This is a genomic window from Streptosporangium sp. NBC_01469 (assembly GCF_036227305.1).
Taxonomy (GTDB): domain Bacteria; phylum Actinomycetota; class Actinomycetes; order Streptosporangiales; family Streptosporangiaceae; genus Streptosporangium.
Genome location: NZ_CP109465.1, coordinates 7,943,838 through 7,968,194 on the forward strand (window position 1 = coordinate 7,943,838; position 24,357 = coordinate 7,968,194).

The following is a 24,357-nucleotide window of genomic DNA, read 5'->3' on the forward strand; positions in this document are numbered from 1 at the left end:
AGCGAGATTCTTCGAAATACCCCCGGCGGCAAACGGTTCACTCCAGAAACTACCCGAGTAACACCGGCCGGAACAGGAGTCCGCGTAGCCGTTCAGCTGTTTGCGCGGGCGCACTCGACTCGATTCAGAGCGGCACGAGCGATTTCGCGCGCCATCTATCCCATACCGGATACACCAAAGCTCATCTCGGCTCAGGTGTCGACAATACGGCCACGCCACCATCGGGCGAACCGAATGCTTAACCCAGATTTAACCAGCGGATCCGCCTGCCAGGATGACTCGAAAGCGAGGCCGGCCTTGGCCGGGCAGTCGTTAATCAGGTGGGGCCGGCATCGAATCTTCTTGAGTCCGCGTTTGATTATTCCGGGCGGGCCGGTCACATCCGGGTTGACGAAATTGGTCATGGCACGTTTCGGAAGCGACCGATGACCTCGGCGGAATTGAGCTCGGGGGGCGCAGGCGGGCGGCTGGACGATGCGCGGCCAGGTGCGCCGGCACCCGCACCGACCAGCCGTTCCGGCCCGGCGGCTTGGACACCTGCGAGTCGAATCCGGTTAAGCGCCGACGTCCCGGGAATTGACACGTTCGGTCAGTGACTCCGCCAGGATCTGCCAGCCCTTGGCCTGGTGCCGCGCCAGCTCCGCGAGCATCGGTGCGCAGTGGATCGGAAGGTTCGTCGCCATCGACGTCCAGTCCGCCGGATGTGATGTCGAGACATCCAGCATCCGCAGCATTTTTCGGCCCACCTCGGTGAACCTGAGCGAAGGATCGGCTCGCAGCCGCTGGACCACGACCGACAGGTCCGGGAGCTCCGGGCGCACCCCGCTGGAACGTTTCTCGACCGCGCGGCCGCCGGACTCACCGTCCCGGGTCCGTCCGTCGTCCGGCCCCGTCGCCTTCCCCTGTTCCTCTTCGGCACCGCGCAGCTGTCTTCGCACGTCCTTCGCCGTGGTGAGCGAGATGCTCGCGGCGAGCGCCACCTCCCGCGCCGATGTCTCAGGATTCGCTTCGAGGAAAGCCAGCGCACGACTACGACCTTCGGCCGCCGCGATCGGGTAGGCCACCCCGTCACGCCCCAGTCTCACTGAGGTCGGGTGCGGAATTTCCGCACCCGGCCTTCTCCGGAGCGCGGCGATCGTCTTGTCCGACAGGCCCGCGACCTCACCCAGCCGCCGGTTGGACCAGTCCGGGAAGTCGGTGAGCATGCGGATGGCCGCGGCCTTGCGGTCGGCCAGGGAGAGCGGCAGACCGTGGCCACTGTTCAGCCGGACCGCCAGCACGAAGGCTTCCCGCTCATCGCCGTTGAAGAACACGACACTCATGAACGAGGCGCCGCCGCGCTCAGCGGCTCTGAGCCGATGCACGCCATCGATGACCGTCATTGTTCTTCGGTGAACCACTATCGGCGGCAGATCGGAGGAAATCTCAGCGAGTGCACTGATGTGCCGTAGGTTCTCGCCAGTCGTTCTCGGCGAACCCGAGACGCGGATTCGGCTTATCGGAACTTTAACGATCTCAGATAGAAGTCCACCATGGCATGAGTCAGGGTGGACCACGTCGAGCGGTATCAATTTTTTTGCGGCTGCATAAACTGGATCCATCGATTCTTCCTTCCTGACGATCAAGGAATCAAGTCAGGCGGCCTGATCATTCACAGGACGAGCACAGGAAGAACCGCAAGATAAGTGCAGCGATTCGGAGAACACATACAACAAGCTACATGACATCGAGCCTGCCCCTCGTGACGCGATGTGGAGAACTGTCCTACTACATTGCCAGGACCGTCGAAGCAACGCAAGTACCCCCTTTGGAATCATCTGCCCCGCCATGACAAGGCTCCTGTGGCCGGCGCCGTGACAGGAAGTTCCCGATAATAGTCATGACACTGCGTGGAAAATTACTCTCTGCAGTCGGCACGGAAATCACCGATCGCCGATCACCGATTCACCATGAAACAATTTTTCTCACTGATTTTCAGCTGATGTTTACGCATGCGAAATGAGCGAGAAACGGGGGCAGCGCAGGCGAGGTCGCTGATTCGGCTGGGGCCGGAGGGTGTCCGCGGGGCGGTCCAGCGTCCGGTTTCGGCTGAGGCCGGGAGAGTGCGCCACGAAACGGTCCAGCGTTCGGCGAGTAGCGCGAATCCACGTTCGCCGAGGCGGCGCGGGGCGCGTAACGGATGGTTGCGGATGCGCTCCCGATGCCGAGGACGTTGCCGTCGGCCGGCCGCGTGAACGATGTGTGCACGCCGTGACCTGTGCCCTGGCAACCGGGATCGGCGAGGATCGGCGGGGCGCACGGTGCGGGCACAGGGGATCGGCGGGGCGCACGGTCCGGGCAGGGGATCGGCAGGGCGCACGGTCCGGGCACAGGGGATCGGCAGGGCGCACGGTCCGGGCAGGGGATCGGCGGGGTGCACGGTCCAGGCACAGGGACAGGTGGCGGGCAGGAGGTGAGCGCGGGCGGCGGCGTCGACGTCAGCCGCGAGATGACCCGCGCCAAGGACCTTCGGTCTGCCGAGGGCTTTTCGCGCCTCGGCTCGCGGTGCCTCTGACAGAGGGTAGCCGCGAGTTCGGGCGGCCTGTTCGTCCTCAAGCAGGTGCTCGCGGCCGAGACCTGACTTCATGTCGGCCCCGCGCGGCTCCCAACGGCGCGCAGAGGGCACTCACAGGGCACGGACAGGGCACAAACACCACCTGTCCGAGCCCTTCACATGTCCGGCGGGCGCTCGTGTTCGCGGCGAGGCCCGTGCCGATGTGGCCGCGGCGCTGCTCAAGGGCGGCCATCTGGAGCGGCCGTGGCCGACGGGCGCCGGGCGCCGGCTGCCTGGACCGGCCGGGGAGCCGCACGCCCGGCCGATCGATCCGCCCCCAAGGGAGGGCTTGATCCATTCATGTGACGTATGAAGCGGTTTACCCCTTTGAAAAGGCTGCGCTCCGTCATGGACGCGACTCTGTGCGCCGACCGCGCCGGCATCCCGGCGCTACTCGCCGCACGACCTCCCGCCATGGGCCACGGTCTACGACTACTTCGCCCTCCGGCAGAAGGAAGGCACCTTCGCCCGACTCAGCGGCCTGTCGCGTCGACCGGCCCGCACCGCCGCAAGAGGAGTCGCGAGACGCGTCGTGTCTCCGGCTAGTCCAGCACCGCGATGGCCTCAACCTCGACCATGATGTCCGGCTCGCCCAACGCCGAAACACCGAGCAGCGTGATGGGTTTCACCGGGTCCACCCCCAGCTTCTCGGCGGCACGGGCGACCCCCTCGCCCAGCAGCGGGTACTTCTCGGGGCTCCAGTCGACGACATAGATCGTCAGCTTCGCCACATCGTCGAACGATCCACCGATCTCGGTCATCGCCCTGCCGATGTTCAGATAGGCCTGCTCCACCTGCGCGGCGAAGTCACCGGCGCCCACCGGACGACCTTCGGCATCGCGGGCCACTTGGCCGGCCAGGAACACGATCCTGGATCCCTCCGCGATCGAAAGCTGCCGATATACATCTGGTTTCGGCAGCCCATCCGGATTGAACAGCTTAATGGCCATAATCACTCTCCGTTGTCGTCGTGCGCGTCTTCGCCGAACAATAGCAACGTTGCGCACCGTTGCGCCATGTCGAGGATCAAGGACCGGGGGCGCACTCCCCGCCGATTCCCCGAACTGCCCATATGGCGAGAGTACGGAATCGGCACGGTTTTCTCAGCACGTCATTTCGGTCATTCGGGTAGTTGAGGGATCAAGACTAAAGTTATAGGGAGACACGCGGACATATGCATAGCACCCTCCAGGCCGGCCTCGAAGGTCGCTCCCCGGTCCAGACTCGTGATCACGGGTAAGGCCTCGAGGCGACTCCGGACACTCTTGACGTCGCACGATTTCAGGACCTCGTAAGTCGTGCGACGGAGATAGGCGACGCCGGGGAGGGCGCCGTTTCATCCTGAAGCCGCAGGTCAAGGCATCCGATCAGAAAACACCGTCATTGGCGGCAAAGCTGGTATTCACCTGGTTTCCGCGTCGAGAAATTCAACCCCCACACGGCGTACATCGAGACCGGAGCCGGAGCGGTGGACCGAACCGCTCCGGAGGTGCGTGAACGATCCAAGTAGTCTCCTGTTCGATACCCACATCGTGACGCGCGGGGCCTGACGACTCGTCCGGCCAGGTTGCGACGTGGACACCCCTTTTTCAAGGAAGTGTGATGAGTTCACAGTCAGCGGGCCGTTTCGGTCTGGTCGGCAGCGGGTGGCGTTCGGAGTTCTTCGTGCGCCTGGCCAGGCAGTTGCCGGAGCGGTTGTCGGTGTCCGGCGTGGTGACCAGGTCGCGTGAGCGCGGCGCCGAGGTCGAGGCCGCCTGGGGGGTGCCGACGTTCCGTTCCGTCGGGGAGATGCTCGCGGCCGGACGTCCCGAGTTCGTCATTCCCTCGGTGCCGTGGCCGGTCACCCCCGAGGTGACGAAGGAGCTGGTGGAACTCGGCATGCCGGTGCTGGCGGAGACGCCCCCGGCGGCCGACCTGGACGGGCTGCGCGACCTGTGGTCGGTCGTCGGGTCCAGCGGCTTGGTGCAGGTCGCCGAGCAGTACTCGTACATGCCGGGGCACGCGGCGAGGCTGGCGCTCGTCCGCGAGGGGGTCATCGGGCAGGTGACCTCCGTGCAGATCTCCTCGACGCACCTCTACCACGCCGTGTCCCTGATCCGGCACCTGCTCGGGGCCGGTTTCGGCGAGACCACGGTGACGGCCAGGTCGTTCACCGCCCCGCTGGCCGACCCGCTGTCCAGGGACGGCTGGACGGGCGACTCCACGCCGAAGGAGGCGGCCACCACGATCGCCACCCTGGAGTTCGCCGAGGGGATGGGACTCTACGACTTCACCGACAACCAGTGGTGGAACCCGCTGCGCGCCCGGCGCGTCGTCGTCCGGGGATCGCTGGGCGAGATCGTGGACGACCGCGTGGTGCGCCTGGCCGACCCGAGGACCCCGGTGGAGTCGCAGCTCACACGGCGCCAGACCGGGATCGACCTGAACCTGGAGGGCCGCGAGCTGGACCACATCAGCTTCGACGGGCGCGTGGTCTACCGCAACGACCACCGGGGCGCGCACTTCTCCGAGGACGACCTGGCCGTCGTCTCGCTCCTGTGCCGGATGACGTCCTGGTGCCGGGGTGAGGCCCCGGAGCCCTACTCCCTGGCCGACGGCTGCCAGGACCATCTGATCGGCCTGGCGATCGAGGAGTCACTGCGTACCGCGACCGGTGTCACCACCGGCCGCGAGGCCTGGGCACGGTAGGCCCGAAAAAAAGCGAGGTGGAGAGCGCCGCCCGCCCGGCGGGGGGTGAAAGGCACAGGCGGGCGGCGCCGTTCAGGGGCGGCTCAGCTCAGGGAGAGCCGGAGCAGCAGATCCTTGACCTCGGTGGCGGCGATCCGGTCGGCGGCCACGGACGGGTCCGAGCAGAGCAGCACCGGGCCGTCGAGGGGGTTGTCGGGCAGTCGGCCGTGCGAACCCCGGATGGCGCGGGCGCCCGCGTCGAGGCCGACCACGTTCATCGTGTAGCGCATGCCGGTCTTCTTGCGCAGCAGCGCCATACCCGCCCTGCGCTTGGCGGCACCGGGGTCCGCGGGGTCGAAGAGCAACTCGGCGGGATCGTAGCCCGGCTTGCGGTGGATCTCCACCAGGTTGGCGAAGTCGGGGGCGTGGGCGTCGTCGAGCCAGTAGTAGTAGGTGAACCAGGCGTCGGGCTCGGAGACGAGAACCAGCTCTCCGGCGCGGGAGTGCGCCAGCCCGTTCCTCGCCTTGCCCTCCTCGTCGAGCACCTCGGCGACCCCGGGCAGGCCGGCGCAGAGCTTGGCGACGGCCGGGATGTCGGCGGGGTCGGCGACGTAGACGTGGGCCACCTGGTGGTCGGCGACGGCGAACGCGCGGGACGTCCAGGGGTCGAGATACTCCATGCCGTCCTGGGTGTAGACCTCCAGCAGTCCCTCGGTCCGCAGCAGCCGGTTGATGTCGACCGGGCGGGAGACGTCGGTGATGCCGTACTCCGACAGGGCCACCACGGTGGTCCCGCGCGCGGCGGCGGCGTCCAGCAGGGGGGCCAGCACGGTGTCGAGCTCGGAGGCGGCGGCGGCCGAGCGCGGGTCGGACGGGCCGAACCTCTGCAGGTCGTAGTCCAGGTGCGGCACGTACGCCAGGGTGAGGTCGGGGTTGTGGTCCTTCATGATCTGCTCGGTGGCGCGGCAGATCCAGGTGGACGAGGCGATTCCCGCCCCCGGGCCCCAGTAGGTGAACAGCGGGAAGGTGCCCAGCTTTCCGGTGAGCTCATCGTGCAGGCCCGGCGGGTAGGTGTAGCAGTCGGGGTCCTTGCGCCCGTCGGCCCGGTAGATGGGTCGGGGGGTGACCGTCCAGTCGACGTCGGCGCCCATCGCGTACCACCAGCACACGTTGGCCACGGTGAAACCGGGCCGCTCGCGCCGGGCGGCGTGCCACAGCTTGTCCCCGCCGACCAGCGCGTTGTGCTGGCGCCACAGGAAGACCTCGCCGAGCTCGCGGAAGTACCAGCCGTTGCCGACGACGCCGTGCTCGGTGGGGGCGACGCCGGTGAGGAAGGTCGACTGGGCCGAGCAGGTGACGGCGGGCAGCACGGTGCCGAGTTCGGCCTGGAAACCGCCGTCGGCGACGGCGCGCAGCCTCGGCATGTGCGCCAGCAGCCTCGGGGTCAGCCCCACTACGTCGAGGACCAGCAACGATGTCATGCTTTCACTCCAAGGTCGCGCATCTCGGCGCGGGCGAAGTCCAGCTCGTCGGCGATGCCGGCCGCGAGCTGGCCGGGGGTCTGCGGGCGCAGCGCGGGTGGCAGCACGCCCCAGGTGTAGGTCTCCACGTCGAAGTGGTCGCAGAGCGGCTCGGAGCCGCCGACCAGCTCCGCGAGGGCCTCGCGGAGCACCGGAACGGTGGTGCCGAGCGGCGCCTCCGGTGCGACGTGCAACGGTACGTGGTAGTGGACCCGCCACGGTCCTGGCAGCTTCCGCTCGAACGCCTCGTCGAGGTCGTCGGCGTCGTCGCCGGCCGCGTTGCGGGTCTGGTGCAGGAAGCGCGGCTCGACGTACTCGCGCAGGGTCTCCGGGTCGTCGCTCTCCAGGGCCGCGGAGACCTGGACCTTGACGATGGGCAGGCCCGCCTCGGCGTACCGGCGCAGCGCGTCGGCGGGCCGCTCCCAGGCGCACGCCAGGTGGGCTAGGTCCAGGCAGATGCCGAGCCGGTCGGTGTCGACGCCGGACAGGGCGCGCACGGCCTGATCGGTGGTCTCCACCACGCAGCCGGGCTCGGGTTCGAACGCCACCCGGATGACGCGGCCGGTGGCGGACTCGACGGCGGCGAGCCCGGTGGCGAGCTCGTCGAGCCTGCGCGTGGCACGGTGGGACATGTCCTCGTCCCAGGGGTCGCGCCAGGCGAGCGGGAGCGTGGAGATCGATCCCCTGGCGGCGTCGTCCGGCAGGAGGACGGCGAGGATCCGCGCCAGGTCGAGGGTGTAGGTGAGCCGTTCGGAAGTCGTCCAGTCGGGGTGGTAGACCGCGTGCTTGACGACCGGGTCCTGGAACGAGCGGTAGGGGAAGCCGTTGAGCGTCACGACCTCCAGCTCCCGCGCGTCCAGCTCGCGGCGGAACCCGGCCAGCAGCGCGGGGTCGGCGGCGAGCGCGGCGGCGACGGGCGCGGCCAGCCAGAGCCCGAGCCCCAGCACCTCGGTGCCGAGGCGGGCGCGGATCGGCACCGCGTACGTGTCGAGCTGCTCGACGATGCCGTCGAGGTCCTCGGCCGGGTGCACGTTGGTGCAGTAGCTCAGGTGCAGCGCCCGTCCACCGGGGTGGCGTAGCCGCATCAAGACCCTCCGCGCTTGATGGAGCTGCCCTCGAAGGTGGGTTCCGCCGCCCCGGCACCGACGCCCGACAGGTCGAGGCGGCCCGACTGGGCGTAGAACTCCACGGGGTTGCGCCACAGCACCCGGTCGACGTCGTCCTCGCTGAACCCGGCCTCCAGCATCGCCCTGCCGGTCTCCAGGGTGAGCAGCGGGTCGGACACGCCCCAGTCGGCGGCGGAGTTGACCAGCACCCGCTCCAGGCCGTGCTCGCGCAGGATCTCCACCATGCGGGGCGGCGACATCTTGGTCTCGGGGTAGATGGAGAAGCCCATCCAGCAGCCCGAGTCGTGCACGATCCCCGCGGTGACCTCGTTGAGGTGGTCGACGGCGACCCGTCCGGGCGCGATGCCGGACGCGGCGACGACGTCGAGGGTGCGCTGGGTGCCCTTGGCCTTGTCGCGGTGCGGGGTGTGCACGAGCGCGGGCAGCTCGTGGTCGACGGCCATCGCGAGCTGCCGTTCGAAGGCGTCGTCCTCGTCGGGGGTCATCGAGTCGTAGCCGATCTCGCCGACCGCGACGACGCGGTCCTTCTCCAGGTAGCGCGGGAGCAGGTCGAGCACGGGCCGGCAGCGCGGGTCTCCGGCCTCCTTGGGGTTCAGCGCGATGGTGGCGTGGTGCAGGATGCCGAACTGCCCCGCGCGGTACGGCTCCCAGCCGATCAGCGAGTCGAAGTAGTCGGTGAACGAGCCGGGGTTGGTCCGGGGCTGGCCCAGCCAGAAGGCGGGCTCCACGATGGCGAGCACCCCGGCGGCGGCCATCCTGGCGTAGTCGTCGGTGGTGCGCGACGTCATGTGGATGTGCGGGTCGAAGATCCGCATCAGGCCTCCTTCTCGCTGGTCAGACGGTCGAGCAGTGCGATCGCGTCGTCGGGGGTGTGCCGCCCGGCCGCCGCGCGTTCCTCGGCGAACGCGGCGAGCATCCCGGCCAGCTCGGCGTCGGCCCGCTCCTCCAGCCGGTCCACGGCGGCGAGCGGCACGCCCATGAACACGCACTTGAGCACCGCCTGCCGCCACATGGTCTGGTCGAGGTGGCCGGCGTACGGGCCGAGGGCGGCGGCCACGAGGCGGGTGTCGTTGGTGCGGATCGCGTCGTGCAGGAGCGGCACCGCCTCCGCGCCGACGGGCAGCATCGGCAGGGCCTTGAGGACGGCGCGCTTCTCGTCGGCGTCGCCGTACCGGTAGAGGTCCGCGACCTGCCCGGCCACCGCGTCCGGCGGCAGCGCGGCGAGGAGGACCGCCCTGGCCGCCTCGTCGGCGGTCCAGCCGGGGGCGTCCGGCAGCGGTGCCCGTCCGGCGCGCCGTCCCGCGGAGGCGAAGTGCCGCGTGACGCTCCCGGGTTCGGCGGCGACGCCCTCCCGGGCGGCGGCGAGCCACTCCTGGTCGAGGGCCGCCAGCAGGCTGTCCGTCCGGGTGCTCGGTTCCGGTGTCATGCGTTCGTCCCTTCGGCGGCGGCGCGCAGGAAGTCCAGGGATCGGGCGGCCACCTGCGGCGCGGCGTGCGAGTGGCGGGGCAGCTCGACCGCGACCAGGCCCCGATAGCCGCACTCGGCCAGGGCGCGCAGCACGGGAGGGAAGTCGATCTCCCCTTCCCCGAACTCCAGGTGCTCGTGCACCCCGCGGCGCATGTCGTCGATCTGCACGTTGACCAGGTGGCCGGCGACGGCCGTGACGCAGTCGGGGACCGGGTCCGGTTCGAGACAGCGGCAGTGGCCGATGTCCAGCGTGATGCCGAACCCCGGCGGTTCGCCGAGTTCGGCGTGGAGCTTCCGCCATCCGGCGATCGTCTCGACGAGCATGCCGGGCTCGGGCTCGAAGCCCAGCGGCACACCGGCGGTGTCGGCCTTCTCGGCGATCCGGGCGCAGCCGTCGACGAGCCTGGCCCAGGCCGTGGCCTCGTCGACCGTCTCCGGGCGGACGCCCGCCCAGAACGACACCGCCTCGGCTCCCAGGTCGGCGCCCATCGCGACCGCCCGGCTCAGGAAGTCCAGGCGCGTCTCGCGCTCGTCGTGCAGCAGCGTGGGGGCGTGCTTGCGCCACGGGTCCAGCAGGTAGCGGGCCCCGGTCTCGACGACCACGCCGAGGCCGAGGTCGCGCAGCAGGTCGGCCACGGCCGCGACCCTGCGCGCCACCCCCTCCTCGTACGGGTCCAGGTGGTCGTGGTCGAGCGTGAGGGCGACCCCCTGGTAGCCGAGGTCCGCGATGACCCGGAGCGCGTCGGCCAGCCGGTGGTTGGCGAACCCGTTGGTGCCGTAGCCGAACCTCGGCCCGGCACCCGTGCTCGTTTCGGTGCTGCCGGGGCTCATGTGGGGGACACCTTCCTGGCGAGGGCCCGGCCGAGCGGGACGGCCGCCGCGACCGCGATGCCCTCGCGGATGGCGCCGCTGCGGGCGACGAGCGCGCCCTGCAGGGCGGGCAGCGCGACGATGCCGGTACCGACGGCGGCCCGCAGCCGGGAGGCCGACGGCTCGGCGACCGCCTGGGCCTGGGACAGGCCGAACCTGGCGGCGTACCAGCCGGTGAGCCCCGCCTGCACGGTCCGCACCACCTGTGCCGCGCGCGCGGTCTGCGGCTCGCGCGAGGCGTCGCCGCGCCCCAGCACGGTGGCCACGGCGAGCGCGACGGTGCCCGCCAGGGTCGCCGCGGGGAGGCTGCGGTCGGAGCCGGACACCTCGGCGCGCGACAGCGCGGTGAGCAGGTAGGTGTGGGCGGCGACGGTGAGGGCCGAGGGCAGCGCGTCCGCGACGCTCCGGCCCGGGGTCGCGCCCAGCAGCACGTCGAGGCCGCGGCAGAGCGCCATCGCCAGCGGCCCCGCCGCCGTGTTCTTGGCCACCAGGTCGTACGACCAGACGGCGGCGGCGAGCGGGACGGCGACCGCCAGGGCCCGGCGACCGCCGGAGAGCCCTGCGGCCGCCAGACCGGCGACGGTGAGACCCGCGGCCACCTTGAGCGCGGCGTCCGGCGACACCCGGCCGGACGGGATCGGCCGCTCCGGGCGTTCCACCGCGTCCAGGTGGCGGTCGGCCCAGTCGTTGGCGGCCATTCCCGCCCAGTACAGGCAGACCGAGGAGCAGGCCAGGCCGAGGGTCCTGCCGCCGAGCACCTGCCCGGCGGCGGCCCCGGCGACGACGTCACCGGGTACGGACAGGGCGGCGGGGGCACGCACGAGCTCGGCGAGGTCGCGCAGCGACGGCATCAGACCGGTTCCTCTCCGCCGAGGGTGCCGGCGAACTCGCGGAGCACCCGCCACTGGTCGGCCAGCGCGTGCGGCACCGCCCCGAGCGGGTCCTTGAAGAAGAAGGCCAGCTCGCCCAGCGGCCCGGTGCGGCCGGAGCGGTGCGCCGCCGACGTGAGCCTCGCCAGGTCCAGGACCAGGGGCGCGGCGAGGGCGGAGTCGCAGCCGTGCCAGGTGAACTCCATGCGCATGGGCGTACCGAGGAAACCCTCGAAGGTGACGAGGTCCCAGGCGGTCTTGAAGTCGCCGATGTCCTCCACGTATTCGATGCGGGTCTCGCCCTGCGGGGTGTAGCCGAGCGTCTCGCCCAGCACCCGCTGCTTGCTCGCGGCCTTGGCGGCGTTGGCGGCGGGATCGGCGAGGTTGGCGCCGTCTCCCCCGCCGAGGAGGTTCATCCCCGACCAGGTGCGGACCCGGAGGTTGCGCTGGGCGAACATCGGGGCGAGCACCGACTTGACCAGCGTCTCACCGGTCTTGCCGTCGTGGCCTCCGTACGGCAGCCCCATCAGGCCGGCGAGCCGGTCCAGGGCGGGCAGCCGGGCGCCCGTCGACGGGGTGAAGTCCACGTAGGGACAGCCCGCGCGTAAGGCGGCGTACGCCGTCAGGGCGCTGGGCGGCAGCAGGTCCCGCGAGGTCGCCAGCTCGGCCTCCAGCAGCTCCAGGTCGGCGTGGGCCGGATGGGGCGCTGGGAACGGCTCGGTGGTCGAGACGTTGATGACGACGACCCGTTCCAGGCCGTGCCGCAGCCGGAACTCGGTGATGTCGGCGCCGATCAGCTCCGCGGTCGCGGCCTGGTTCTCGGCGAGCGGCACCTGCCTCAGGTTCTCCTCGACCCGGGCGAGCTCGTCGCGCAGGGGCTCGAGCAGCCGGGCCGGTATGATCCCGGCTCCGGCCAGCGCGGCCGCCTTCTTCTCCAGCGGGGTCGGCACGATGTCGTGCCCGCCGAACACCAGGTCTCCCAGACCTGGCAGTCCGGCGCCGCGGAACTCGGGGAGTTCCGTCACGCAGCCCGTCGGCTGGGCGAGACCGGCGCGCACCGCTAGCGCTCCGATGATGCTCGTGACGGCGACGGACCCTCGTGCTCCTACCAGCCACACTCCCGTACGCATCTGGCCTCCTGTGGTGAGTCGACTCCTGGGGGATGACGGTTTTCATCCGCCCGGCCGAGACCGGACGGCGCCGATGACATCACCATTGCGGCCGTCCGGTCGGAGGGGATGTCACGGCGGGTATTACGTGGTCGTTAAAACGGAGGAGACGACCCCGCGGCGGGCCGGACCGGGTAGTCCGACCCGCTTGTGCAAGGAATCGTACGTTATGCGGATATTACGGATATATGTCTCAGCGCTATATGTTTCCGTCAGACCAGCTCAACCTGCGAAATTCAGTCAGAGAGTCCCGTCAGAAAGTTCAGTCCGAGGAGTTCGGCCTGGGAATTTCAGTCTGGGCTCCGGTCCGAGTCCGGTCTGCGGAGTACGGTCAGAGATTCGCTCCGGGGGGTTTCAGTCCGAGGAGAAGGCGGCGTCGAAGGCGGTGGAGGGCGGGGTGATGGCGTTGAGTTTGCGGATGACGGCCAGGGCGTCGGGGGCGCCGTCGAGGCGGTCCATGCCGGCGTCCTCCCACTCGATGGAGATCGGTCCGGCGTAGCCGATCGCGTTGAGGGCGCGGAAGCAGTCCTCCCAGGGGACGTCGCCGCGGCCGGTGGAGACGAAGTCCCATCCGCGGCGCAGGTCGGCCCAGGGCAGGTGGGAGGCGAGGCGGCCGCGGCGGCCGTCGCCGGTGCGGACCTTGGCGTCCTTGCAGTCGACGTGGTAGATGCGGTCGGCGAAGTCCAGGATGAAGGCGACCGGGTCGATCTCCTGCCACACCATGTGGGAGGGGTCCCAGTTCAGGCCGAACGCGGGGCGGTGGCCGATGGCCTCCAGGGTGCGCACGGTGGTGTGGTAGTCGTAGGCGATCTCGCTGGGGTGGACCTCGTGGGCGAAGCGGACGCCGACCTCGTCGAAGACGTCGAGGATCGGGTTCCACCGGTCGGCGAAGTCGGCGTAGCCGTCCTCGATCATCTGGGGCGGGACCGGGGGGAACATGGCCAGGGTGTGCCAGATGGAGGAGCCGGTGAAGCCGACCACGGTGTCGACGCCGAGTTTGGCGGCGGCGCGGGCGGTGTTCTTGATCTCTTCGGCGGCGTTGCGGCGGACCTGTTCGGGGTCGCCGTTGCCCCAGAGGCGGGCGGGCAGGATGCCCTGGTGGCGGGCGTCGATGGGGTTGTCGCAGACGGCCTGGCCGACCAGGTGGTTGGAGATGGTGTAGACGGACAGGTTGTGCTTGGCGAGCAGTTCCTGCTTGCGGGGGATGTAGTCGTCGTCGCTGAGGGCTTTGTCGACCTCGAAGTGATCGCCCCAGCAGGCGATCTCCAAGCCGTCGTATCCCCAGCCCGAGGCCAGGCGGCAGACCTCCTCGAACGGCAGGTCGGCCCACTGGCCGGTGAACAAGGTGATCGGCCTGCTCATGTCCCCTCCACAGATGTAAGACGGCTCTGGTCGGCGGCGCTGCGCTCGACCGCGGCCAGCACACGCTGAACGTTCAACCCGTCGTCGAACGACGGCGCCGGAGCGATACCCGACGCGATCGCCTCGACGAAGTCCTTCACCTCGTGAGTGAAGGTGTGCTCATAACCCAGGCCATGACCCGGCGGCCACCACGCCCCCGCGTACGGATGCCCCGCCTCGGTGACCAGCACCCGACGGAAACCCGCCTCCTCGGCAGGCAACGCGTGATCGTGGAACCACAACTCGTTCATCGCCTCGAAATCGAACGCCACACTCGCCTTCGACCCGTTGACCTCGATCCGCAACGCGTTCTTACGCCCCGTGGCGAACCGGGTCGCCTCGAACGACGCCAACCCACCACCACTGAGCCGACCCACGAACAACGCCGCGTCATCGACGTCGACCTCACCCATCTCCGCGCCCGAACCGTTGCCGGTATCGGCCGACAACCCGGCCGACACCCCGGCCAACGGGCGGTGCGTGATGAACGTCTCGGTCAACCCCGACACCTGCGTCAACCTCTGACCGGTGATGAACTGCGCGGTGTCGATGATGTGCGCGCCGATGTCACCCAGCGCCCCCGAACCGGCCAGCTCCTTTCGCAGCCGCCACACCAGCGGGAACTCCGGATCGACGATCCAGTCCTGCAAGTACTGCGCCCGCACGTGCCGGATGGCGCCCAGCCGGCCCTCGGCCACCCAGCGGGCGGCCTGAGCGATGGCCGGCACCCGACGGTAGTTGAACGCCACCATCGCATACACCCCCCGCTCAGCCGCTGAGCGCGCCGCCGCCGCCATCGCCTCAGCCTCGGCGACCGTGTTCGCCAGAGGCTTCTCACACAACACGTGCTTACCGGCCTCCAACGCGGCGATCGCGATCTCGGCATGCGAGTCACCCGGCGTGCAGATGTCCACCACAGCCACGTCGTCGCGGGCGATCAGCTTGCGCCAGTCGGTCTCGGTCGCCGCCCAGCCCATCTGCTCGGCCGCCGCCGCCGTCCCGTCCGCCGACCGGCCGCACAACGCGGCCATCACCGGCCGGGCCGGCAGATCGAAGAACGCCGACACACTGCGCCAGGCCTGGGAATGCACCCGGCCCATGAAGGCGTACCCGACCATGCCGATCCCCAGCGTCGGCCCATCGGATTGACTCATCAGGACTCGAATCCCAGCGGCAGGTACTCGGCCACGTTCTCCTTGGTGATCGTCTCCGACGCCAACGTGATCGATTGGGGCACCTGGTTCTCCAGCAGGTCACTCATGCCCTTGCCCTGGGCGATCAGACGCGCCAGCTTGATCGCCGAGGACGCCATCGTCGGGCTGTAGGTCACCGTCGCCTCCAGCACCCCCGACCCGGCCTGGATGTCACGCATCGCGTTCGCCGACCCGGCGCCGCCGACCATGAAGAACTCGCTGCGCCCGGCCTCCTTGATCGCGGCCAGCACCCCGATCCCCTGGTCGTCGTCGTGGTTCCAGATCGCGTCGATCTTCTTGTGCGCCTGCATCAGGTTGGCGGCCACCTTGGTACCCGACTCCACGGTGAACTGCGCGTCCTGCTTGGCCGTCACACTGAACCCATACGTCTTCAGCGCGTCCTCGAACCCCTTGCTGCGGTCCTGGGTCAGCGGCAGGGTCGCGATGCCCTGGATCTCCAGGATCACCGGGCTGGCCACCCCCTTGTCCTTGAGCTTCTTACCGATGTAGTGACCGGCCGCGACCCCCATGCCGTAGTTGTCGCCACCGATCCAGGTCCGGTAGGAGAGCTTGTCGGGGAAGACCCGGTCCAGGTTGATCACCGGAATACCGGCGTCGGAGGCCTGGCGGGCGATCTGGTTGAGCTGCTGGCCGTCGTTGGGCAGGATCACCAGCGCGGCGACCTTGGCCGCGATCAGCGACTCCACCGCGGAGATCTGCGCGTTGATGTCGTTGGTCGGCTCGACCGGCTTGAACTCGATGTCGGAGTACTCCTTGGCCGCGGCCTCGGCGTTCTTCGCGATCGCGGCGATCCAGCCGTGGTCGGCCGCGGGCGCCGAGAAACCGATGACGACCTTCTCACCGGGGGCGTCGTTCCCGCCGGTCGCGGCCGGAGCCGGCGCCGGAGCCGAAGCCGCCGCCGGAGCCGCCGCCTCGTTACCCGTGCACGCCGTCACCAGCGCACCCGCACCGATAACCGCACCGCCGACGAGGAAACCCCTACGAGCTAATGGGTTGGACATGTGATTTCTCCTTGATATTTAAGGGATGACGATCAGGTAGGGGAACGTAGGGAACGTCGCTGGAGCAGCACGGCCGCCACGATGATCAGGCCCTTGGCCACCAGCTGGTCGCTGGTGTTGAGCCCGTTGAGGATGAACAGGTTCGTGATCACGGTGAAGATCAGCAGACCCAGGATCGACCCGATGATCGATCCCCGGCCGCCGGTCAGCAGCGTGCCGCCGATGATGACCGCGGCGATCGCGTCCAGCTCGTACAGGTCCCCGTGGGTGGAGGAACCCGTCGTCGTCCTGGCCATGATCAACACCGCCGCGATACCGCAGCACAACCCCGACAGCCCGTACAACATCACGGTGTGCCGGCGCACGTCGATACCGGCCAGCCGGGCCGCCTCGGGGTTACCGCCCACCGCGTAGGTGCGCCGGCCGAACGTGGTGCGGTTCAACAGCACCCACCCGGCGATCACCACCAGCGCGAAGATGTAGACCAGCAGCGGAATGCCCAGCACCCGGCTGGTCGACAGCTCCACGATCATCTCGTTGCCCTGCTGCACCAGCTGGGTCCGCCGGTCCGACATCCGCTGCGCCAGCCCCCGGGCGGCCACCAGCATCGCCAAAGTGGCGATGAACGGCACCATCCGCCCGTAGGAGATCAGCAACCCGTTGACCAGGCCCGCACCGGTACCGACCAGCACCGCGCACACGATCATCACGAACGGGCCGTAGGACTGGGTGGCCAGCGTGGTCGCCCACACCGACGCCAACGCCATGATCGCGCCCACCGACAGGTCGATACCCCCGCCGATGATCACGAACGTCGCACCGACGGTGATCACCCCGATGGTCGCGGCCAGCGACAGGATGCTCACCATGTTGGAGGTCGTGGCGAAGGTGTCGGGCACCGTGAAAAGGCCCACCGCCGCCAGCAACACCAGCGCGACCACCAGGCCCAGGTGCGGGACGTTGCCCAGCCTGGCCAGCGGCCCCTCCCCCGCGACGGGTTTACGGGCCTGCTTATCAACTCGCACCTGCTCGTCCACAGACGGCAGCCGAGGCTCGCTCATACCGGACTTCCTTCCATGATCATGTCGAGGACGGCGTGCTCGTCCAGCTCACCGGCACCGGCCTCACGAATGACCCGGCCCTCCCGCAGAACCAGCACCCGATCGGCCAGCCCCAGCACCTCGGGAACCTCGCTGGAGACCAGCAACACCCCGATCCCCTCATCGGCCAGCCGCCGCACCACCGCGTACAACTCCGCCCGAGCCCCCACGTCCACCCCGCGGGTCGGCTCGTCCAACAGCAACAACTTGCGGTTGTTCAGCAACCACCGGGCCAGCACCGCCTTCTGCTGGTTACCGCCCGACAACGTCTTGATCGGCCGCTCCGGATCAGCGGGCCGGATATCGAGGGCCTGCACCATCTCCCGCGCGTCGGCCGCCTCCCGGCGCCGGTCCATCCAGCCCAGCCGCGAATACCGGCCCAGACTCGCCAGGCTGATGTTGCGCGACACGCTCTGGTCCAGCAGCAACGCCTGAGCCTTACGCTCCTCCGGCGCCAGACCCATACCCAGCCGCACCGCACCCGTCGTGCCACCACCCCGGCGCACCGGCTTACCCTCCAAAACCACCTGACCGGAGAACCGCCGCGCCCCGTACACCGCCTCGATGATCTCCGAACGGCCCGAACCGACCAGACCGGCCAGCCCCACGATCTCCCCCGCCCGCACCGAGAACGACACGTCCGAGACGCGGCCGGGGATGCTCAGGTCACGGACCTGCAGCACCTCCGCCTTGCCCTCGTGGCTGCCGGGGGCGGGTCGCTTGGGGAAGACGTACTCGACGTTGCGGCCGGTCATCAGCGACACCACCTGCGAGGTCGGCGTCTCCTTCGCCGGCAGGCCCACCGCGACCGTCCGGCCGTCCTTGAGCACCGTCACCCGATCCCCGATCTCGCGGATCTCCTCCAGCCGATGCGAGATGTAGACCACCGCCACCCCTTGGGCGGTCAACTCCCGGATGATCCGGAACAGGTTGCCCACCTCGTCATGGGCCAGCGCCGCCGACGGCTCGTCCATGATGATCAACCGGGTGTCGTGCGACAACGCCCGCGCCATGCTCACCACCTGCTTGGCCGCCGGAGACAGTCGCCCCACCTCCGTCGACGGACGGATCTCCCCGTGCCCCAGCCTGGCCAGCAACTCCCGCGTCGCCCGCGCCGCCTCACCCCGGCCCACGAACCCCATCCGGGACGGCTCATGACCCAAGAACACGTTCTCGGCCACACTCAACCCGTCCACCAGGTCAAGCTCCTGATACATCGTGGAGATCCCGAGCCTGATCGCCGTGATCGGGCTCGACAACCGCACATCCTCACCGTTCAACGTGATCGTCCCCTCGTCGGGCTGGTGAGCGCCCGCCAAGGTCTTGATCAAAGTGGACTTCCCGGCACCGTTCTGGCCGAGCAGGCAGTGCACCTCGCCCGCGCGGACCTCCAGGTCGACGCCGTCGAGGGCGCGCACTCCGGGGAACTGCTTGACGATTCCTCGCATCACGAGGAGGGGTGCCGAGTCGGTTGACGGCTCCGGCATGGGGGGCCTCCGTGGATCTTTACGACAGAATCTCGATGGGAACTTCGCTGGAAACTTCGATGAAAGAGAGTGAAGGGGATCCCGCCCGTCCGGCCGGGCCGGACAGCACCAGCGTGGCGCCGCCGAGGTCGGCGTGAACGACGGCGTCACGAATCCGGTTCTCCGGTCGGACGGACGGGATGTTTGGGGGGCGATACCGGGTTCTCACGAGGTATGGCGTCTCATTCGCGCTCCTTCTCGGGTGCCGGTGCCGCCAGGCGGACATCGATGGCAGTGGGGTTGGAGAGCACCCTCTCCGTGACGATCCCGGCGGCGCCGCGCGAGGCCGCGCCGAAGCCGAGGTCGGAGGCGACGAAGTCGCAGCGGGCGACGGATCCCTCCACGCCCAGCCGCTTCAGCTCCGCCTGCGCCACGGGGATGAGCCGGTCGGCGAGCTTGGCGAAGTAGCCGCCGATGACGATGACGCGCGGGTTGAAGAGGTTGACCAGTGTGGCCGAGCCTCGCCCGAGCCAGCGGCCCACCTCGCCGATCGCCAGGTCGACCCGGGGATCGCCGGCGGCCCAACGCAGCTCGATCTCGGCCAGCCGCTCCTCCGGGTCGCGCATCACTCCGTCGTGCATGCCGTAGGCGTGGTCGGGGGTGGCCATCCGGACCAGCGCGGCCAGGCCGACCTTCGTCTCCCAGCAGCCGATCCGGCCGCAGCCGCAGCGCTCGCCGGAGGGGTCGACCATGACGTGGCCCACCTCTCCCGCGAAACCGTCGGCGCCGCTCAACAGGCGCCCTCCGGAGATCACGCCGCCGCCGATGCCCACCTCGCCGGTGAGGTAGACGAGATCGGACGTGCCGGAGGCGACGCCGCCGGTGAACTCGGCGAGGGCCGCGAGGTTCGCGTCGTTGTCCACACTGATCGGCACGTTCGGGGGAACGCCGGCGCGTACCAGCCACTCGGCCACGGGGACGCCGTACCAACCGAGGTTGGGGGCGACGTCCACGGTGCCGGTGGCGGTGTCGACGAGACCGGGAACGGCCACGGTGATCCCGGCGACCCTGACCTCCAGGAGGTCGAGCTCGGCCATGGCCTCCCCGATCACCCGGGCCAGCTCCGTCAGGGAGCGGTCGGAGTCGCACCCCATGGCGTCGAAGCTCACCCGCCGGTCGATCAACACCCGGCCACCCAGGTCGGTGGCGAAGGCGGCGATGTAGTCGACGTTGACCTCGAGGCCGAGGGCACCGACACCGGACCCGTCCAGGGCGAGGGCGAGCCCGGGGCGGCCGACGGCGCCCGCGTGCTGCGGCCCGATCTCCTTGAGGAGGCCTCGGGCCTGCAGCTCGCCGACGAGGCTGGTGACCGTGGTCTTGTTCAGCCCGGTCTCCATGGCGACGACCGACCTGGAGCGCGGGCCGTACTCGCTGACGTGACGCAGCACCAGGGACAGGTTGGACCGGCGCACCGTGGCCTGGTCGGCGGGGGTGCCGGCCGACCTGTTCGAACTCGTCGAACCGCCGTTGCGACTGCCGGTCCAGCTACGGTGCACGTCACTCCCCTCAATTAATTTGCATGACTGGCCGAATTAAAGGCTCAGTTGCGACGGGGGCGCAAGGTCCGAAACGTTTCAATCTACGTAACGTTTTCGTAACACGGTCGCGCGTTTAGCACGTGTATGTCACGTGAACGACAGATACCGAGTTGTTACCGGCTCCGTAGTGCGCGACGGGACACCTCTGTGTTACAAATCCAATTAATTTCTATCCGATACAAATAAAAACCAGGTGGCCGCGTGATCCAGGAGCAGCACCAGGCCCGTACGGTGGGCGGCACGCCCCAGGCCGCGGGCCACGCCTCGCTCCGCCGGACGAACCTCTCTCTGGTCCTGCGCCACCTGCGTGAGCACGGCTCCACCTCCCGGTCCGACATCGCGGAGGCCACGGGCCTGCACCGGGCCACCGTCTCCAACCTGATGGTCGAGCTCCTCGACCGGCGGCTGGTCCAGGAGGTGGGCGTCGACCACGCGGGCGCGGTCGGCCGCCCCAGGCGGGCGGTGGCGCTGCACGGCGCGCACATCGGCGCCCTCGGGCTGGAGATCAACGTCGACTACGTCGCCGCCCACGGCGTCGACCTCGGAGGCAACGTCTTGGTCGACCGCCGCCTGGGCTTCGACGCGGCGGGCAGCGGCCCCAGCCGCTCGCTCCGCGAGCTCGGCCTGACGGCCCGCGAGGCCATCGAGGAGATGACACGCGCCGGGGCCACCCCCGCGGGCATCGGGGTGGCGGTCCCCGGCCTGGTCGACGTCGACCACGGGGTGGTGGCCTTCGCCCCCAACCTCGACTGGCACGACGTGCCGCTGGCCGCCCGGCTGTCCTCCGCCCTCGGCCCGCTGCGCGTGCCGGTGACGGTCGACAACGACGCCAACCTCGCCGCCCTGGCCGAGTACACCTCGGGGGTCGCGGCCGGTACGGCCGACATGGTCTACCTCACCGGCGAGGTCGGCGTGGGCGGCGGCATCATCGTGGACGGCAGGCTGCTGCGCGGGGCGGACGGCTTCTCCGGCGAGGTCGGGCACCTGCCGGTCGACCCGAGCGGCGGGCGCTGCGGCTGCGGGCGGTTCGGCTGCTGGGAGACGAAGGTCGGCCTGGCCGCGCTGGTGCGCATGGCGACCCCCGAGCGGGCGTACGGACCGGGCTCGGGCCCGGTGCCCGACCCCGAGGAGCGGGTGGCCGAGATCGCCCGCGACCTGGCCGCCGGCGACCAGCAGACGCTGGTCGCGGTCGCGGAGGTCGGCCGCTGGCTCGGGCTCGGCGGCTCGATCCTGGTCAACCTCTTCAACCCACGTGTGATCGTCGTGGGCGGTTACTTCGCCACCCTGGCCGGATGGCTGCTCCCCTTCGCCCAGGCCGAGCTGGAGCGCCTGGTCGTCGCGGGCCCCGCGGCCCGCTGCCGTTTCGTCGCCTCCGACCACGGCTTCGGCGCGGCCTCCCGGGGTGCCGCGAACGTGGTGATCAACCAGATCGTGAACGACCCCACCGCGATCATGTGGCCCGTACCGCAGCCCTCCGGGTCCTGAGGCTCGCGGTCCCCTCGGGACGTGCTCTCCCCGGGAAAGGTCAGAGCACGTCCTCCCGCAGTCGCGGGAAGACCTTGGAGACCTTGACCAGGAGACATTCGCCGTAGGTTCCGGTGAAGCCGTAGGTTCCGGTGAGGGCGCGCAGGTCCTGGCCGTCCCAGCGGGCACGGCCGCCGCCGGCGACCTCCCGCGAGAGCAGCGAGGGCTGTGCGGAGGGCCGCTGGTTCGTGGCGTTCACCTGCGAGATCGACCGCACCGAACACACCCCGACCAGGCCGGCCCCCGCTCACCAGGCACATCATCGGACGGATCCCGCAGGACGTGCCAGCCGTCGGCTGGAGTGGTGTTACCGGATGCTCCGGAAAGCACCACGGCTCCGGGCCGCCTGAATTACCCGCATAAATCATCATCAACTCCGCGCGAACTTGCGGGCCGCATCCCGCATCTAATCACGCGGAACATGATCCCTTGGAGGGCGTCGATCCGGCTCGTCTCACGGTGAGAAGCGGCCGGCGGCGGCCGCCTGACGGGGTCCGACACGCGAACACGCTGGAGGAAGTCTGTGAAGAGAACGTTGGGTGTCGCGCTCGCCGCCGGGGCCGTACTCGTTTCCATGGGGGTGACCGCTCCGGCCGCGTCGGCGCGGAGCGCCGTGGTGTCCAAGAGCGTGGCCTTTTCCGCCAAGACCTTCACGGTGAACGGGCAGGTGCGGGCCAGGCTGAGGAACGGGGTTGTCACCTGGCACAAGAACACCGCCGACGGGTTCCGCTGGGTGACGATCAAGGCTCAGATCATCGACACCGGTCCGGGCGACGGCCACTGCGCCAGGCTGAGCACGGACGTCCTCGGGGACACCGACCCGACCGCGAAAGAGTGCAACGGAGTGTGGACCACCCGGACCCTGAGGACCCATGAGCAGTCCTCCGTCTACGTCTACCTCTACACCAACCCGAATCTGCAGGGCTCCTCGCTCCGGACGATCGGCTGGTCCGTCACCAAGCCTGCGGGCTTCTAGGAGGGGTACGGCCGGCACGGCCCCCGCGTTCCGGCCGTACCCCATGAGTGGCTTTGTCAACGCATGGGCGGCGGCGATGTGATCCCGTCCAGAGGCTCCGTCGTATCAACGAGGTGTTGAGGATGGATCCGTGGCCGACCGGCGCAGCCGAGCCCAAGGGGTGCGGTATCGGGCGAAGCCGGCCACGAGAGCGAGGGCGAGAAAGAACGCGCCGCCGTCGGTGATCACGGTGGGCAGGATGCCGGCCGGACCGTACAGCTCGATCGAGCTCCGGTAAACCACCGGGGGGATCACGCCGAACGGACCGGCTGAGGACCGGCGTGCGAGGGGCCGGGCCGCGAGACGGGGGCGACCTCTTCTACGATCGGGGACGTGACCTCCCCGATCTCACGTTCCACTGCCCGGATCCTGCTGGTCGACGCCGACGACCGCCTCCTGCTGTTCCGGTATCCGGCACCCGCGAGCTGGCCCGTCGAGCACTACTGGATCACGCCGGGCGGAGGGGTGGACGACGGCGAGACGCTGGTCGCCGCAGCGGTCCGCGAGCTGCGCGAGGAGACGGGACTGGACGTCACCGAAGAGCGCATGGGGTCCGTCGTGGCCCGCTCCTCCGGCCTCACCTGGTTCGGCGACGTCCGGATCGCCGCCGTCGACTCGTTCTTCTTCCTGCGCGTCGACGGCCACACCGTTGACGCCTCTGGACAGGAGGAGCTGGAGCGCTCGGTGATCTCGGCGCACCGCTGGTGGTCCCGGCACGACCTCCTGACCACCCGTGAAACGGTCTTCCCCCTGAATCTGGGGGCCCTGCTGCCCGGTTTCCTCGCCGGTGACCTCCCCGCCGAGCCCATCCCGCTGCCCTGGCACCTCGACGAGTAGTGCCCGGCCGACGGCGGGCGGGTGCCCGCCCACCGCCGTGTCACGTGCCGCCCCAGGGATTCGAACCCTGATCACCCAGGTCCTGAACCTGGTGCCTCTGCCGTTGGGCCAGAGCGGCCGGGCGTGCCGTACGGCACGCCGGTGTCACGATGTCGCCTGCGTCGCTGTGCTTCTTGTGTCGCCGTGTCCCGTGCTTCTCGTGTGGCCGTGTGGCCGTGTCGCTGCTCCTTGTGTCGTCGTGTCGTCGTGTCGTCGGAACGGCAGGGCTCGAACCTGCGGCCTTCCGGTCCCTGGCCGGATGCTCTTCCTGCTGAGCTACGCTCCGTCACGCGTCCGGGCCGGTTGGCGTGGGCCGTACCGGACGCGCCGCGGGCCTGCCGACCGGGCGGGGGTCGCCACTCCCCTCGCCGAGTCCCAGTCCCATTGCCCCTCTCCTGCGAGGGCAGAGCCGCAGCGGGGGTTCGAACCCCGTCCTGCCGGGTGGAAGCCGGCTGCCTTACCGATTCGGCCTCTGCGGCGTGTCTCCCGGGATCTCCCGGAGGTGAATCCTTTCGCGCCTTCCCGGAAGGAGGCGTGAACGGATTCGCGTTCAATGTGCTGCACTGTGGATTTGTGGAGAGCGGGAAACGGGCTCCCGCGGACGGCGGCCGAAGCGGTCTCACATGGTTCCGGAAATGCTCTGGAAATGGAGAAGCCGCCTGGACCAGTGTCTCGGGCGGCTCGGCGGTTTCCCTCGTAAGGGTTATCCACCTGGCCGTCCGGGAACCAGGACACCGCCTCTGATCAGCGGAAACGTCTCAAGACTTCCCCGCCACACCGGTGATGCGCCGTGCTTCATCGTCGGTCCTTTCCAAGGTGTGGAGCGGTTGCCCCGGCCTTTTCTCCATTGAAGGGCAAAGGTGGTCTCCGAGGCCAATGG

At 69.5% G+C, this 24,357-nt stretch carries 21 protein-coding genes and 3 tRNA genes; 4 read left to right on the forward strand and 20 right to left on the reverse strand.

Annotated elements, in window-relative coordinates:
• Positions 1-191: 191 nt before the first annotated feature.
• The 3 genes from OG587_RS34530 to OG587_RS34540 all read right to left on the reverse strand — a co-directional run bounded on the left by OG587_RS34530 (position 192) and on the right by OG587_RS34540 (position 3,543).
• Positions 192-404 carry a hypothetical protein gene (locus tag OG587_RS34530; protein ID WP_329082807.1) on the reverse strand — a complete coding sequence of 71 codons (213 nt, stop codon included), beginning with the start codon at positions 402-404 and terminating at the stop codon, positions 192-194.
• Between the two features lie 150 nt (positions 405-554).
• On the reverse strand, positions 555-1,625 hold the full coding sequence (locus OG587_RS34535; RefSeq protein ID WP_329082809.1) for a ParB N-terminal domain-containing protein: 1,071 nt from the start codon (positions 1,623-1,625) through the stop codon (positions 555-557).
• Between the two features lie 1,510 nt (positions 1,626-3,135).
• Positions 3,136-3,543 (reverse strand): RidA family protein, encoded by a 408-nt coding sequence (locus tag OG587_RS34540; protein ID WP_329082812.1) that lies wholly within the window; start codon positions 3,541-3,543, stop codon positions 3,136-3,138.
• Between the two features lie 652 nt (positions 3,544-4,195).
• Between OG587_RS34540 and OG587_RS34545 the strand changes: the two genes are divergently transcribed.
• Positions 4,196-5,281, forward strand: a complete 1,086-nt coding sequence (locus OG587_RS34545; protein ID WP_329082813.1) for a Gfo/Idh/MocA family protein — start codon at positions 4,196-4,198, stop codon at positions 5,279-5,281.
• An 83-nt stretch (positions 5,282-5,364) separates the two neighbouring features.
• Here the strand turns inward: OG587_RS34545 and OG587_RS34550 are convergent, their stop codons facing one another.
• The 13 genes from OG587_RS34550 to OG587_RS34610 all read right to left on the reverse strand — a co-directional run bounded on the left by OG587_RS34550 (position 5,365) and on the right by OG587_RS34610 (position 20,020).
• On the reverse strand, positions 5,365-6,741 hold the full coding sequence (locus OG587_RS34550; protein WP_329082814.1) for a nucleotide pyrophosphatase/phosphodiesterase family protein: 1,377 nt from the start codon (positions 6,739-6,741) through the stop codon (positions 5,365-5,367).
• Positions 6,738-7,865 carry a metabolite traffic protein EboE gene (gene eboE / locus OG587_RS34555; RefSeq protein WP_329082816.1) on the reverse strand — a complete coding sequence of 376 codons (1,128 nt, stop codon included), beginning with the start codon at positions 7,863-7,865 and terminating at the stop codon, positions 6,738-6,740. Before eboE ends, OG587_RS34550 begins: the two co-directional genes overlap by 4 nt.
• Positions 7,865-8,722, reverse strand: coding sequence for a TatD family hydrolase (locus OG587_RS34560; protein WP_329082818.1), 858 nt, complete (start codon positions 8,720-8,722; stop codon positions 7,865-7,867). The genes eboE and OG587_RS34560 overlap by 1 nt, the downstream gene beginning before the upstream one ends.
• Complete coding sequence (locus tag OG587_RS34565) at positions 8,722-9,333, reverse strand: EboA domain-containing protein (protein ID WP_329082820.1); 612 nt, start codon at positions 9,331-9,333, stop codon at positions 8,722-8,724. The genes OG587_RS34560 and OG587_RS34565 overlap by 1 nt, the downstream gene beginning before the upstream one ends.
• Positions 9,330-10,205, reverse strand: coding sequence for a sugar phosphate isomerase/epimerase family protein (locus tag OG587_RS34570; protein ID WP_329082822.1), 876 nt, complete (start codon positions 10,203-10,205; stop codon positions 9,330-9,332). Before OG587_RS34570 ends, OG587_RS34565 begins: the two co-directional genes overlap by 4 nt.
• The gene (locus OG587_RS34575; RefSeq protein ID WP_329082823.1) at positions 10,202-11,095 is read right to left on the reverse strand and encodes an SCO3242 family prenyltransferase; all 894 of its coding nucleotides are present in this window, start codon (positions 11,093-11,095) and stop codon (positions 10,202-10,204) included. Before OG587_RS34575 ends, OG587_RS34570 begins: the two co-directional genes overlap by 4 nt.
• Positions 11,095-12,243 (reverse strand): inositol-3-phosphate synthase, encoded by a 1,149-nt coding sequence (locus OG587_RS34580; protein WP_329082825.1) that lies wholly within the window; start codon positions 12,241-12,243, stop codon positions 11,095-11,097. The genes OG587_RS34575 and OG587_RS34580 overlap by 1 nt, the downstream gene beginning before the upstream one ends.
• A 393-nt stretch (positions 12,244-12,636) precedes the next feature.
• Complete coding sequence (locus OG587_RS34585; protein WP_329082829.1) at positions 12,637-13,644, reverse strand: sugar phosphate isomerase/epimerase family protein; 1,008 nt, start codon at positions 13,642-13,644, stop codon at positions 12,637-12,639.
• Entirely contained in the window at positions 13,641-14,801 is a 1,161-nt protein-coding gene (locus tag OG587_RS34590) for a Gfo/Idh/MocA family protein (protein ID WP_329082830.1), read from the reverse strand. Before OG587_RS34590 ends, OG587_RS34585 begins: the two co-directional genes overlap by 4 nt.
• Before the next feature lie 35 nt (positions 14,802-14,836).
• Entirely contained in the window at positions 14,837-15,898 is a 1,062-nt protein-coding gene (locus OG587_RS34595) for a substrate-binding domain-containing protein (protein ID WP_329082832.1), read from the reverse strand.
• A gap of 32 nt (positions 15,899-15,930) precedes the next feature.
• Positions 15,931-16,959 carry an ABC transporter permease gene (locus tag OG587_RS34600; RefSeq protein ID WP_329082834.1) on the reverse strand — a complete coding sequence of 343 codons (1,029 nt, stop codon included), beginning with the start codon at positions 16,957-16,959 and terminating at the stop codon, positions 15,931-15,933.
• Entirely contained in the window at positions 16,956-18,485 is a 1,530-nt protein-coding gene (locus OG587_RS34605) for a sugar ABC transporter ATP-binding protein (RefSeq protein WP_329082836.1), read from the reverse strand. Before OG587_RS34605 ends, OG587_RS34600 begins: the two co-directional genes overlap by 4 nt.
• A gap of 221 nt (positions 18,486-18,706) precedes the next feature.
• Positions 18,707-20,020 (reverse strand): ROK family transcriptional regulator, encoded by a 1,314-nt coding sequence (locus OG587_RS34610; protein ID WP_329082838.1) that lies wholly within the window; start codon positions 20,018-20,020, stop codon positions 18,707-18,709.
• Between the two features lie 243 nt (positions 20,021-20,263).
• Between OG587_RS34610 and OG587_RS34615 the strand changes: the two genes are divergently transcribed.
• Complete coding sequence (locus OG587_RS34615) at positions 20,264-21,547, forward strand: ROK family transcriptional regulator (RefSeq protein ID WP_329082839.1); 1,284 nt, start codon at positions 20,264-20,266, stop codon at positions 21,545-21,547.
• A 40-nt stretch (positions 21,548-21,587) separates the two neighbouring features.
• Here the strand turns inward: OG587_RS34615 and OG587_RS34620 are convergent, their stop codons facing one another.
• On the reverse strand, positions 21,588-21,803 hold the full coding sequence (locus OG587_RS34620; RefSeq protein WP_329082841.1) for a hypothetical protein: 216 nt from the start codon (positions 21,801-21,803) through the stop codon (positions 21,588-21,590).
• 306 nt (positions 21,804-22,109) lie between these two features.
• Here OG587_RS34620 and OG587_RS34625 point away from each other — a divergent pair, with 306 nt between their 5' ends.
• The gene (locus OG587_RS34625) at positions 22,110-22,562 is read left to right on the forward strand and encodes a hypothetical protein (RefSeq protein WP_329082843.1); all 453 of its coding nucleotides are present in this window, start codon (positions 22,110-22,112) and stop codon (positions 22,560-22,562) included.
• A gap of 372 nt (positions 22,563-22,934) precedes the next feature.
• Positions 22,935-23,438: an NUDIX hydrolase gene (locus tag OG587_RS34630; protein WP_329082845.1), complete on the forward strand. Its 504-nt coding sequence runs from the start codon at positions 22,935-22,937 to the stop codon at positions 23,436-23,438.
• Positions 23,439-23,483: 45 nt separating this feature from the next.
• Here OG587_RS34630 and OG587_RS34635 read toward each other — a convergent pair.
• The 3 genes from OG587_RS34635 to OG587_RS34645 all read right to left on the reverse strand — a co-directional run bounded on the left by OG587_RS34635 (position 23,484) and on the right by OG587_RS34645 (position 23,956).
• Positions 23,484-23,556: transfer RNA gene (locus tag OG587_RS34635), tRNA-Leu, on the reverse strand.
• A gap of 134 nt (positions 23,557-23,690) precedes the next feature.
• Positions 23,691-23,763: transfer RNA gene (locus OG587_RS34640), tRNA-Pro, on the reverse strand.
• Between the two features lie 121 nt (positions 23,764-23,884).
• Positions 23,885-23,956 (reverse strand) — tRNA-Gly (locus OG587_RS34645).
• Positions 23,957-24,357 lie beyond the last annotated feature (401 nt).